We start from the raw sequence: 12,259 nt of genomic DNA on the forward strand, positions 1-12,259 counted from the left end.
CGGTTTTGGGGATTTTTGTTGGTGGTGCTTATGTGCAGATCCCTGCTTTGCACAGCTATCCTAAAACCATCATAAGATATAATGGTCATCCAGTCAAGATAATGTAGACATCAATTCTACGTTCTTTATTTTCAAGCTCCAATATGTCATAATAGCAATATTCAAACCAAGGGAGCTGCTTAGATGCTCAAACAAACGATTGGCCACAAATTATCACAAATTTCATTGCCATTATACACTGAACTGCCGTCAATTGACCTGTACATGGATCAGGTGATCGATCAGATCAATCAGTACCTGACCCCACTCACAAACACGACCATCACCAAATCAATGATCAATAGTTATGTCAAGAAAGGGTTGGTTGACCGCCCGATAAAAAAACGATATTCCCGTGACCATATTGCGACAATTCTAGTCGTCAGCATTCTCAAGCAAATCCTATCATTGGACACGGTTGCCGATGCAATCAAAATTGCGTTGACGCTAAACCCAATCCCGCAAGCCTACGATCAGTTCATCAAAGTTTTCAACGATGAGCTTAAGAACCTGGACCACGACCACGCTTCTGCCAAACAATATCAGTCAATTGCCATTCAATCTCTTCTATATAAACTAATCGTCGAAGATTTAATCCGTCATAGTGTTGAGAAATGAGGTAGCCAAATGAAAATAACCATCATTCAACATGTCCCATTTGAAGTTCCCGGCTTAATTGATCAATGGATTACCGAGAACCAGCATGAGCGCGAACTGGTCCCACTATTTGAGAATGGCTATCAGTTACCAACCGCAGACACAATCAGTTTTCTCGTTGTGCTGGGTGGCCCGATGAGCGCCAATGATCATTTACCATGGATTCAAGCGGAACGCCAGCTCATTAAGGAAGTGGTGACAGCAGGTAAACCAATGTTAGGCGTTTGCTTAGGCGGCCAACAATTGGCTAAGGCATTCGGCAGTAAGGTGATTCCCACCCCTAAAGAAGTTGGCTTCGGCCCAGTTTCAACCAGCCAACTTGCCCAACGTTTATTTGCTGCAAATCATGCCTATCAAGTTCTTCACTGGCATGGTGAAGGCTTTGAAAACCCCGCCAATGCCAACGACCTCTTCTCTAGTCAGGACTGGGCAAATCAAGGATTTCAGCTTGGCTCTGGAATCGGGTTGCAATTTCATCTTGAATCGACTCCAGCGACCCTGAGCGGATTGGTTGCGGCGGATCGTGATTTTATTCGAGGATCAAGATTTCACGAAACCCCCGATCAAATTTTAAATACGCAATTTGATCCCACGTGCCGAACCTTACTGTTTCAAATTTTGAATAATCTATCAACATTTTGTCATGTTAATTAGCAATTCAATGCATAGTTGATTAATATCATCGCGAATATATTACATCAAGATTGCAAAGGGCCAATTATTTGACATTGATTTGTAATATTGTATACTCAAACTGGTTCTACAGATAGAGACAAAGGGGGAGAAAGTTATGAGTAAATTTGCAACAGTTGTCGCAAGTGCCATCTTAGCAGCACCTTTTATTGGCGTTGCACCAATGACTGCTAATGCGGCTAAAACAAAGAGTTATAAATTTGCCATTACATCATCAAAATTCTTCAAAAAAGCCGCAACCTATCACACTAAGGACAATCCAGTAACTGTCTACAAGGGTGCGATTGGTGCCGACACACCAAACGTTATCTTTACGGTAAAAGGTAAGATCAAACCAAGCACGACCTTCAAAGTTGACAAAACAATGAAAGCTAAGAGCTTTGCAACCAAGAAGACCAGTTCATTCTCTTATGTAAAGGGTCAAGGCTGGGTTAAGAGTGCATTGATTACTAAAGGTGCGTTTGAAAGAGCGGACTAATTTATTAGGCAAATTAAGTCGTTAACGATTCGTTATTAATTTTATGATGGCAATCGTCTTAAAGCGACTTAATCCGCCTCATCAAAACACAATTTACAATGAAGGTGCGATGTTCATTCCGGGCATCACACCTTTTCATTTACATATTATATAGATAGGAGTTGGTCAAAATGGACAGGCCTGCATTAAAAAAGGATGCCAAAAGTATTTTAAATAGCCATTTTTCATTTTATTTTCTACTGTGGTTACCAATCTTTATTCTGGAAGCCGTTGGGGGGATCATGTATGTCCCCGATATGGAACGGAGTGATCCGTTTACGATGACCGTCAATATTGGGTTTTTCCTCACCCTACTTGCTTCAATCATGACAATCGGTGTGTTCTTCATCAGCATCGACGCGATTCGACAAACCTTAACGTACGAGAATCCGCTGCAAAAGTCATTCACCATCTTTTCTCGAGGAGAATACTTCTTAGGCACAATCTTACTGTATATTTTAATTAGCATTTTCACATTTCTGTGGACCTTATTATTGGTCATTCCAGGAATTATCAAGGCCTTCTCATATTCGCAAGCCTATTATATTTACCGGGACGCGATTGATCATGGTGAACAAATTGGCTATCTTGACGCGATTACCCGGAGTCGCCAATTGATGGACGGTCATAAATGGGAATACTTCGTGATGATCCTGAGCTTCATCGGTTGGGGCTTGGTGGTTCTCATCACCTTTGGAATTGCAGCTATCTGGGTTCAACCTTACTATACGTTGAGCTTTGCGAACTTCTACAACGAACTGGCCGATCAGCAAACTGTTCAGCCCACCACTTCGGTTATCGATGCGCCACAACAATCAATTGACTCGTCAGACAGTTCATCAAGCGATGATACCTCTGACGATTCTAAACAGTAATCTCATCTGTTTTATTCGGAGATTGGGACGAAAGGCGATTTGATCCCAGAATTTAAGCGAAAAAAGTAATGCATTCCAAAACCAGAATGCATTACTTTTTTCACTTAAATGGTGGGGATCAGCCGTTTGTCGCAAATTTTATCAATATAAGAAGGGAAAGCCAAGTTGCATTTATAAACACTCGCAGACTAATATCACGGCCTCTTTTTGTATTCCAGGGACTTCATCTAAAGCATGGTTCAAAAAGACGATTGTGGTACGATAATGGCAATAAGGATTTCATCACATCAGACTATTAGATTGGGGATATTCACATGCAGGTCACAACGTTCGGGGAAATCATGCTCAGATTAACAACTCCTGGTAATGACAAATTAATGCAGTCAACTCATTTCGATGCAAATTACGGCGGCGCTGAAGCCAACGTTGCCGTTTCATTGGCCCAGCTGGGGGATCAGGTTGCCTACGTGACCAAGCTCCCAGAAAACGACTTAGGCAACGCTGCGGCAGCGGCGGTTGCCAAATTTGGTGTCGATACAACCAAAATTCTCCGTGGCGGCAGTCGCTTGGGAATTTACTTTCTTCAACGTGGTAACGGCATCCGTCCCAGCGAAGTGATTTACGATCGTGCTAACAGCACCTTTGCGGCATCCAAGGCCGGCGATTACGATTGGAGCACACTACTGGCAGCTACCAGCTACTTTTATATTTCGGGCATCACCCCGGCACTCTCAGAAGAATTACAAACCGCTTTATTGGCCGCCGTCAAAGTTTGTAAGCAACAGCAAATCCCCGTGGTTTACGACGCCAATTACCGGGGCAAGCTCTGGTCATCAGCGGATGCCATTGCCTTTAACGAACAAATCATGCCCTACGTCAATATTTGCCTCGTCCATGATGAAGATATTTTTGACGCGTTTGGCATCGAGACTGCCTTTAATGGCGACCGCAGCAGCGTCATCGACCAAAAGATGTCATTTGAAGACAGCATGAGCTTAATTACCGATATGTATCCAAGTGTTCACACGGTTGGTAGCATTGTGCGCAATATTTACTCCGTTCAACATGGCAAATGGGCATCGTTGATGTTACGGGATGGCCAGTTTTACGAAAGTCCTGCTTATGACATCAACGTTAATGCCGAAGTGGCCAGTGGCGATGCGTTTGGTGCTGGCATGATTCATGGCTTCTTGCATCAATTCACGCCCCGGGATCAATTAAATTACGCCATGGCAGCCGCAGTTCTAAAATTAACAATCCCCGGTGATTTTAATTTGGCAACTGATCAAGAAATTAGAGCCATCATGGCAGCCAATGGAAATAATATGAATCGCTAATTTTCGAAAGCCTTACCATTACTGATTGTTTAGGCATTTAAGAATTTTTTAATCACTCAAGCTTTGTCTTCTGTGTTACTATAAGTTCAAATACTTGACATGGAAGACGGGGGATAACTTGGAGAGTTTACAGGATAAAACTTATCATACTATTTATAATCAGATTATGACCCTAAAGCTTCGTCCAGGCCAACAGGTATCTGACAAACAGTTCGAGGAACAATTGGGGGTTAGTCGAACACCTGTCAGAGAGGCCATGTTGCGGTTGAAGCGTGATCAGTTATTGTATTCAATGCCTCAAAGTGGTACTTACGTGACAAAGATTAATTTAAAAAATGCCTTGGATGCGAGGTTTGTCCGCCAAACGCTGGAGAAAACAATCGTCAGATCAATCGCCAGTACGGCTACTAAAATTCAAATCGCTGAACTGGCGAATATCGTTACTCAGCAAAATAATGCCGCCCTTGATGAAGACATCAACTTATCGTTCAATTTAGATAACGAATTCCACCGCAAGATGTACCAATTTGCCGATAAATTGGCCATTTGGGATTGGCAATTGGCCTTTAGTACCGACCTCAACCGCTATCGACTGCTCAGGGTATATGATCATAAATTGCCACTTACGGTGTTAACTGATGAACACCAGGCAATTATCAGCTCTCTGGCTGAGCATGACCCAGATAAAGCAGAAAAGTTAATCTACAATCACCTTGAACTGATGCTCAATGAACAGCAGTCAGTGATTTCTGAATTTTCCGATTATTTCAAAAATATTAATATTATGTACCAACAACACGCGATCTGATTTCGGATCGCTTTTTTGTCGCGCTTTTGAGTTCCTTCTAAAATTGATTGGGACTCCCCTCTTTTACAGTTTAGTTAAAACGTAGAATGCAGCCTGTTCACCATGTTACAATTTTCAACAGTAAGTTAAAGAGGAGCGTGTCAGAATGAAAATGAATCAATGGCTGAAAACAGCCTTCGTCACATGCGCTGCAGTGTTCACGTTTGGAATCGGCCTGAGTGCCCAAGCGACCACTGCTAACGCAAAGGGACCAACCGTTACATATGCCAAGTCCGCAACGGCTTTGAATGTTAACACAAATAAAGTTGTTTGGTCCAAGGCAGGTAATACTGCCAGACCAATTGCTTCGTTAACCAAATTAATGACCCTCTACCTCTTTCGCGAAAAGATTGAAAACGGCGGTGGTACTTGGAGTTCAAAGGTTAATACTAGCAATTCCGGGCTGAAAAAGCTTGGTAAATCCAGTGTCTTTGGTGGCTTCAAGTTTACCAAGAATTCCTATACTGTTCGGCAATTGTACTTGGCCGGCTTGATTGAATCGTCAAACAACGCCGCCATTGCATTGGGCCAATGGGTGGCAGGCGGTTCAACCCCCAAGTACAACAAGAAGTTCATTTCAATGATGAATGCCCAGGCAAAAGAATGGAAATTAAAGCACACCCACTTTGTTTCATCTTCAGGGATGGAACAGAATAGCCTTTCACCATATGGCTATAACATCGGTGGCGCTAACGCCAATATGGTATCGTCAAACGATCTCGCCAAAATTGCCAAGAATTACGTCACTGATTTCAACGACGTGTTAACCGATGCATCAGTTAAATCAATGACTGTGAGTGGTCAAAAGCTGTACAACTACAACAATTTATTGCCCGGTCGCAAGTATTACCAAGCATCCCTCAAGGTTGACGGTTTAAAAACCGGTTACACCATTCCTGCGGGTTACTGCTTTGTTGGAACTGGCCGCAAATCAGGCCACGACCGAATCATTACAGTTGTCCTGCATGACGAAAACGAGTTTACCGAAACCCGTTCATTGATGAATTACGTTTATAATCATCATTTAGCTTAGTCTGTAGTAGATTTGCAGCGATTCACCACAAACATCAGGAATTCCAAAAAGGAGCCCCATCAAAGTCAATGACGATCGACTTTGATGGGGCTCCTTTTTGCTTCGATTTTAGTCGTTAACTTTCCCTAATCCATGATGTTCATGATTAAGGATTGCTCACTTAATTGATATTTTTTCTCGGTCGGCCAGTGCCCTGCCCCTTATCCAAAATTTCTGGATGTTCATTGCGAGCATACGCATATGCGTGGGGATCCTGGGTACTTTGATAACGGTTAGTCCGAGTTCGTGATTGGGTGTTTTTGAAGTAGTAGTAACCGGCAACGGCTGCCATAGCCAAAATTAAAAGTGTCATTAAATACCTCTTTTCTTGATTTATTTCCCGATAAACTTTTAGGAAATTGTCATAAGTTTACCGCGAATTCACAAAGAGTCAAGAAAAATACTCTGACCTTTTCTGATTAAGCGGCTATCCTCAATATCCATAGGGATTCCGGGATTATTAAATATTTATTAAACCGTTTTCAGCGAACCTGTTTCACGGTTCAAGCTCATAATCAATATTGACTTCACAAACAGAAAATAATAACGTTATAGTCGTGTATTTATAAATTTGAAGTTATTACATAGAGGGAAATTGACTAATGGAAAACGAAAGTAATTACGATCTTTTTCAAAAACTACATCCCCATTGCTTTTCCGAAGCGATGGTTGCCAGATTTGCCAGAAATGAACTAGAATTTCGGGCCGCCAACGGGGATGGCGAAGCAAAGATGCTGTTGACCCTTCGTGACTGTGAGGAGCAAGAAAGCAAACACCTTCATCCGGCCAACGACCGCCGAACTCAGATTGGCGAACCCCAACCGAAGTTCAAGCTTATTTATCACATGCGTTTGCAGTAAAAGCAGGCTCAAACGAGCTTTAAAAGCAGTTGATTTTACAACATAAGCCAGCCACCCAGACATTCAATTTCAGAATGTTTGGGTGATTGGCTTATATTGTCGGAACGACTTTGTAGCCAGATCCCTTTTTTTCAAAAAATAACTGAAAAATAGTGCTTATCCAAATCCATCAATTCCACTTAAACTTAAACTGCTGTTCACCATCAATTGAATGAACCGTCTCAACATCTCCGTTAACTGGCGCATGGGTCACCAAGAAACTTGGGTGCATGTGGCTATAAAATTCAAAGTCATAAGCCACGCCACCCTTTTCTTTCTTCGCCTGCATGACACCCCGACTACCATCCGACAGCTTAACGATCTGTTCCTTCTTTTTTGAAGGGTCTAAATAAATTGTTGTCATTGCTAGCACCTCCACCTTTTATTATAGCAGGGCCCTGAAGCGATAACCGGACCGACTATTATTAAATCGCTTCCAAAATAATTATCGGTTCAGTTCTTCAATTAAAGTGACTATACTAAACCTATACCTTATTCAACCAATCGCATCATTAATTATGATTTTGAAAGGAGAACTCATGAAACAATACCACAATCAATACTTTGAAGGCGAACGACCATTGTTCGCTGAAACCAACGCAGTCATCGAAGGCACCACCTTCGGTAAGGGTGAGTCTCCATTGAAGGAAAGTCAAAACATTCAATTAACGGATTCTATTTTTACTTGGAAATACCCATTGTGGTATAGCCGCCACATTCAAGTCACTCATTCTATTTTAGAAACCATGGCTCGATCTGGGATCTGGTACACCCATGATATTTCGATTAAAGACAGTTCAATTCAAGCACCCAAGATTTTCCGTCGCAGCTCAAATATCAGGTTAACAAATGATCATTTTTCAAATGCTGAGGAAACCCTTTGGAACTGCGAAGATATCAACCTCAATAATGTTCAGGCCAGCGGCGACTATTTTGGGATGAATAGTTCAAACATCTATGTCGATCATCTCAACTTAATTGGTAATTACGTCTTTGACGGTGCCAAAAACGTTGAGGTCCATGATTCGACCTTTGTTTCAAAAGATGCCTTTTGGAATTGCGAAAATGTCACCATCTATGATTCAACTATCAATGGTGAATACTTAGCCTGGAATACCAAAAACCTCACCTTGATTAATTGCACCATCGAAAGCGATCAAGGGCTCTGCTACATTGACCATCTCAAGATGCGCAACTGTCGTTTGTTGCGAACCGACTTAGCATTTGAATACTGCTCAGATATTGACGCCGAGATTAACTCGAATATCATGAGCGTTAAGAATCCGCTCAGCGGCACGATTCATGCCCGGTCAATCTCTGAGGTCATTCTCGACCCAACAAAGGTTAACCCCAGCAAGACCACCATTATCACTGATGACAAGGCCCAGGGAAAGGAGACTGCCTGATGTATGATTTTACGTCGATTATTCCCCGTCGGAATACTGATTCTGTCAAGTGGGATGTAAAAACCAATGAATTACCAATGTGGGTCGCTGACATGGATTTCAAAGCCGCACCAGAGATCATTGCGGCAATGAAACAAAAAGTCGAATTTGGGATCTTTGGCTACGAGGAACCTCACCCAAATTATTTTCAGGCCGTTGCTGATTGGTACCAGCAGGAACACCATGCCAGTGCAAATCCTGACTGGATGCTATTCTGCACGGGTGTCGTTCCCGCAATTTCATCAGCTGTGCGCCGTGTCAGCAATGTTGGCGATAACGTCGTGGTTCAGGCGCCGGTTTACAATATCTTCTATCATTCAATCGTGAATAATGGCCGCCATGTCTTATCCAGCGATTTAACCTATGATCCGCAAAGTCACCAGTACAGCATTGATTTTGCCGATCTGGAAGCTAAATTAGCTGACCCGCTGAGCACGATGATGATCCTATGTAATCCCCACAATCCGGTGGGCAAAGTCTGGTCAAAAGACGAGCTGACAAAGATCGTTGAGCTTTGTAATCAACATTCTGTCACGTTGTTGAGCGACGAAATCCATGGCGATTTGGTTTTTGACCAGCCTGACTACACCCCGCTCTTCAGCTTGCCTGAAGAATTGATTCAAAACGCGATCATCTGTGTATCCCCCAGCAAGACATTTAACGTTGCCGCCCTGCACGCCGCAACGGTGATCGTGCCAAATGAAGCCCTGCGAAACAACGTTAACCGCGGTATTAATAACGATGAACTTGGCGAGCCAAACTTATTGGCGATCCCAGGAACCATTGCTGCCTATACAAAAGGCCATCAATGGTTGGCAGAATTGAAACAACAGATAAAAAAGAGTCATCAAACCCTCGTTGATTACTGCGCCCAATCGATTCCAGAAATCAGCGTAGTTCCATCTCACGCAACCTATTTGAGTTGGTTAGATTGTAGCCAAATCACTGATAACACGGACGATTTGGAGGCCTTCATCAGAAAAGAAACCGGCTTATTCGTTTCAAACGGCTCCGAGTATGGCGGCAATGGTCACCAATTCTTACGAATCAATATCGCTTGTCCTGAAACAATGCTGGCAGATGGATTGCACCGGCTTGAAAAAGGGATTCATCTGTATCTTCAACAAGAAAAATGATATCAGATTAGACCACTATTATTTGTAAAATAATTATTACAAGAAGCTGACTCACAAAATTCATTAAAGAAGGACAACCATTCCAGATTGAGAAATGGTTGCCCTTCTTTAGTAACTCTTTGAATCAAATCGATTCGTGCCAGTCCTTTACACATATGAGACTAGCTACCTTATTTAACTTCGTTCACCGGCCACTGAGGCTTCTCACCATCCAGCACCCTTACCACTTCGCTAGCTGCGTCAGTTGCCATCCGCGAGAAACTCTCAACGGTGTTGGACCCGATGTGGGGTGTCAGTAAAACATTATCCAACGTAAAGAGCGGACTCTCTTTTGGTAGTGGCTCTTTTTCAAAGACATCCAGGGCAGCGCCGGCAATCGTCCGGTTACGTAAGGCTTCAATCAATGCAGCTTCATCAATTAAGCTGCCGCGTCCCAGGTTAACAATCACGCTGGAAGCTTTCATTGCGGCTAGCTGTTGCTTGCCAATGATATGTTTGGTTTCTGGCGTTGATGCTAAATGCAGCGTTAACACGTCGGCTTCTTTAATGACCGTGTCAAAATCAACGAATTTACCATAAGCAGACTCTTTTGGCGTGCGGTTATAAATTAAAATGTTCATGTCCAAAGCACTGGCCTTCTTGGCAACCCAGTGGCCAATTCGACCATATCCCATGATCCCAAGGGTTTTGCCTGATAGGTCGAATCCGCGATGCTTCATCTCGTAACCACTATCACCTCGGCGCATGGCATTGGAAATATTGGTAAGATTTTTCGATAAATCAAATATTTCAGCGATGGTGGTTTCAGCCACAGTCGCCGCATTTGCATGGGGCGTAATTGTAACCCAGACACCATGTTTGGCACTGGCATCGAGATCAACATTATCGTAGCCAACCCCATGACGGGCGATGATTTTTAGATTAGGCATTTGAGCAACCACATCTTCGCCGATCGAATCGACAAATAAAATAATGCCATCAGCATCCTGACCATATTTTAAAATATTTTCACCACTGGTCGTTGGAACTTCAACCAGTTCAATTCCGCGATCAGTTAGATATTTTTTGCCATCCTCTGACAGAGATTCTGGAACCACAACTTTTTTAGCCATAACTGCCTCCATTTACACCATTATTAAGGTTATAATCTCGCAATTGACCCAACTAATCAAGTTAACAATCGCCGAGTTTATTTCACAATTTTCTTATTTGGATCCAACCAATTGATAATCACGGCCACAATCAGCATTGCGACCACGGCGACAAACACCATATGCAGCGCAGTCAGAACAATGGGATCAATGGCGGCTTGATTAGGGATCGGCAGCCGCTGCTTGGAGCTGATCACCCGATTCACTTTCGCAAACGTCAATTCACCATGTAATTGCAGGCGAATGACAAAATTCAAAATGGCGCCATAGATTCCGGCCATCACGGTCTGACCCAGCGACCGGCCAAGTGTCAATATCGAAGTGGCCGAACCAACCATGTTTGTCGGCACTAAATGCTGGCTCAAAATCGTGTTCATACTGATAATGATGCCCATCCCGGTTCCATTTAGCATCGCGATCACATAGAATGCCCAGACTGGAAACGAGTGCCCAGCAAAAATCAGGCAGACGTAGCCAATTAGCATCACACCAATCAAGCTCACAGCGATCCACTTTGGGACGTATTTAGCAATGAGCGTCCCGACCGCAAATGAGGCCAGCAGCCACATAATCGAACTGGAAGTCACCACTAGGCCGGCACCGGTTGCTGAGACGTGGTATAACGATTGCAGCCAAATTGGAAAGTACACTTGATAGCCGATCAGAACACCGCTCAAAATCATCGCGGTGGCAATTTGGATCGTAAAGGTTGCTGAATGAAACATCTTCGGTGACATCAGCGGATCAGTAAACCTGCGTTCCTGCCTGACCAGTAATCCTAAGCCGATGAAGGCAATGATAAATAATCCCAACGCCGGCAGTGGTTTCGTATCAATGAATTGGATCGCCAGCAGCAGGCCGACTAAAAAGACAGTCAGCCAAGTAATGCCCAGCCAATCAATCGTCAGCTTTTGCTTCCCTTCAACTTTTTCATGATATCCCAGCCACACCAGTAAGGCGACAAATAATCCCAGTGGAACGTTCACGAAGAACACCCAGTGCCAGGAGAGCTGATCGACTAAGAAACCACCAATCAACGGTCCAACCAGCGCGGACAATCCCCAAGCGGTATTATTAAACGCCAAAACATTGGCCCGTTCCTTGAAGCTGAAATTGTCGGCAATGATTGTAAACGTCAATGGCATAACTGCCCCAGCGCCAATTCCCTGAATCGCCCTGGCAAAGATTAAAATCAAAATAGAGGGGGCCAGCCCACTCAGACAAGAACCCAGCGTGAACACAATCACGCCCCATTGAAAGACGTTGCGTCGCCCGAGGGTATCCGCCAACTTGCCGTATATTGGCGTGGTAATTGCCGTCATCAGTAAGTAAGCGCTCATGATCCAGCTTTGAAATGCCAATCCGTGCAGTTCACTGATAATTGACGGTAACGCCGTGGTCACAATTGTGACTTCAACGGAGGTCATGAACGTGGCGATAAATACCGCCGTCATGATTACCCACCGCTTGTTATGGTCCTGATGCAAAGATTCTTTTTCATTCATTAAATTCATCTCACTTCTAATCAATGTTACTATTATACTATTCTCGGTTGGGTGAAAACCAGCACCCAGCCAAAATATCCAAACTG

At 43.5% G+C, this 12,259-nt stretch carries 14 protein-coding genes; 10 read left to right on the forward strand and 4 right to left on the reverse strand.

Annotated features, from left to right (window positions below):
• Nucleotides 1-183: 183 nt before the first annotated feature.
• From FD12_RS11740 to FD12_RS11770, 7 genes are all read left to right on the forward strand, one after another.
• Nucleotides 184-657, forward strand: coding sequence for a DUF1836 domain-containing protein (locus FD12_RS11740; RefSeq protein WP_056983290.1), 474 nt, complete (start codon nucleotides 184-186; stop codon nucleotides 655-657).
• A 9-nt stretch (nucleotides 658-666) separates the two neighbouring features.
• Nucleotides 667-1,350, forward strand: coding sequence for a type 1 glutamine amidotransferase (locus tag FD12_RS11745; RefSeq protein ID WP_054749104.1), 684 nt, complete (start codon nucleotides 667-669; stop codon nucleotides 1,348-1,350).
• Nucleotides 1,351-1,486: 136 nt separating this feature from the next.
• Entirely contained in the window at nucleotides 1,487-1,867 is a 381-nt protein-coding gene (locus FD12_RS11750) for a hypothetical protein (protein WP_056983291.1), read from the forward strand.
• 170 nt (nucleotides 1,868-2,037) lie between these two features.
• Nucleotides 2,038-2,781, forward strand: a complete 744-nt coding sequence (locus FD12_RS11755; RefSeq protein WP_056983292.1) for a DUF975 family protein — start codon at nucleotides 2,038-2,040, stop codon at nucleotides 2,779-2,781.
• A gap of 314 nt (nucleotides 2,782-3,095) precedes the next feature.
• The gene (locus FD12_RS11760) at nucleotides 3,096-4,118 is read left to right on the forward strand and encodes a sugar kinase (RefSeq protein WP_054749103.1); all 1,023 of its coding nucleotides are present in this window, start codon (nucleotides 3,096-3,098) and stop codon (nucleotides 4,116-4,118) included.
• Nucleotides 4,119-4,236: 118 nt separating this feature from the next.
• Nucleotides 4,237-4,926, forward strand: coding sequence for a GntR family transcriptional regulator (locus tag FD12_RS11765; protein WP_056983293.1), 690 nt, complete (start codon nucleotides 4,237-4,239; stop codon nucleotides 4,924-4,926).
• A 145-nt stretch (nucleotides 4,927-5,071) separates the two neighbouring features.
• A complete protein-coding gene (locus FD12_RS11770) occupies nucleotides 5,072-5,998 on the forward strand; it encodes a D-alanyl-D-alanine carboxypeptidase family protein (RefSeq protein ID WP_054746771.1) in 927 nt (308 codons plus the stop codon).
• 160 nt (nucleotides 5,999-6,158) lie between these two features.
• Here FD12_RS11770 and FD12_RS11775 read toward each other — a convergent pair whose 3' ends face one another.
• A complete protein-coding gene (locus FD12_RS11775; RefSeq protein ID WP_056983294.1) occupies nucleotides 6,159-6,350 on the reverse strand; it encodes a hypothetical protein in 192 nt (63 codons plus the stop codon).
• 289 nt (nucleotides 6,351-6,639) lie between these two features.
• Between FD12_RS11775 and FD12_RS11780 the strand changes: the two genes are divergently transcribed.
• Nucleotides 6,640-6,897 carry a hypothetical protein gene (locus FD12_RS11780; RefSeq protein ID WP_054746773.1) on the forward strand — a complete coding sequence of 86 codons (258 nt, stop codon included), beginning with the start codon at nucleotides 6,640-6,642 and terminating at the stop codon, nucleotides 6,895-6,897.
• A gap of 169 nt (nucleotides 6,898-7,066) precedes the next feature.
• Here FD12_RS11780 and FD12_RS11785 read toward each other — a convergent pair whose 3' ends face one another.
• Nucleotides 7,067-7,300, reverse strand: a complete 234-nt coding sequence (locus tag FD12_RS11785) for a hypothetical protein (protein WP_056983295.1) — start codon at nucleotides 7,298-7,300, stop codon at nucleotides 7,067-7,069.
• 175 nt (nucleotides 7,301-7,475) lie between these two features.
• On the opposite strand from FD12_RS11785, the gene FD12_RS11790 reads away from it, so the two are divergent.
• The gene (locus FD12_RS11790) at nucleotides 7,476-8,342 is read left to right on the forward strand and encodes a DUF3737 family protein (protein ID WP_056983296.1); all 867 of its coding nucleotides are present in this window, start codon (nucleotides 7,476-7,478) and stop codon (nucleotides 8,340-8,342) included.
• Entirely contained in the window at nucleotides 8,342-9,517 is a 1,176-nt protein-coding gene (locus FD12_RS11795) for a MalY/PatB family protein (protein ID WP_056983297.1), read from the forward strand. The genes FD12_RS11790 and FD12_RS11795 overlap by 1 nt, the downstream gene beginning before the upstream one ends.
• A gap of 170 nt (nucleotides 9,518-9,687) precedes the next feature.
• Here the strand turns inward: FD12_RS11795 and FD12_RS11800 are convergent, their stop codons facing one another.
• On the reverse strand, nucleotides 9,688-10,629 hold the full coding sequence (locus FD12_RS11800) for a phosphoglycerate dehydrogenase (RefSeq protein ID WP_056983298.1): 942 nt from the start codon (nucleotides 10,627-10,629) through the stop codon (nucleotides 9,688-9,690).
• A 77-nt stretch (nucleotides 10,630-10,706) separates the two neighbouring features.
• Nucleotides 10,707-12,173: an MFS transporter gene (locus FD12_RS11805; protein WP_082622256.1), complete on the reverse strand. Its 1,467-nt coding sequence runs from the start codon at nucleotides 12,171-12,173 to the stop codon at nucleotides 10,707-10,709.
• Nucleotides 12,174-12,259: the final 86 nt, after the last annotated feature.

The organism is Lentilactobacillus rapi DSM 19907 = JCM 15042 (assembly GCF_001436255.1).
Classification (GTDB): Bacteria; Bacillota; Bacilli; order Lactobacillales; family Lactobacillaceae; genus Lentilactobacillus; species Lentilactobacillus rapi.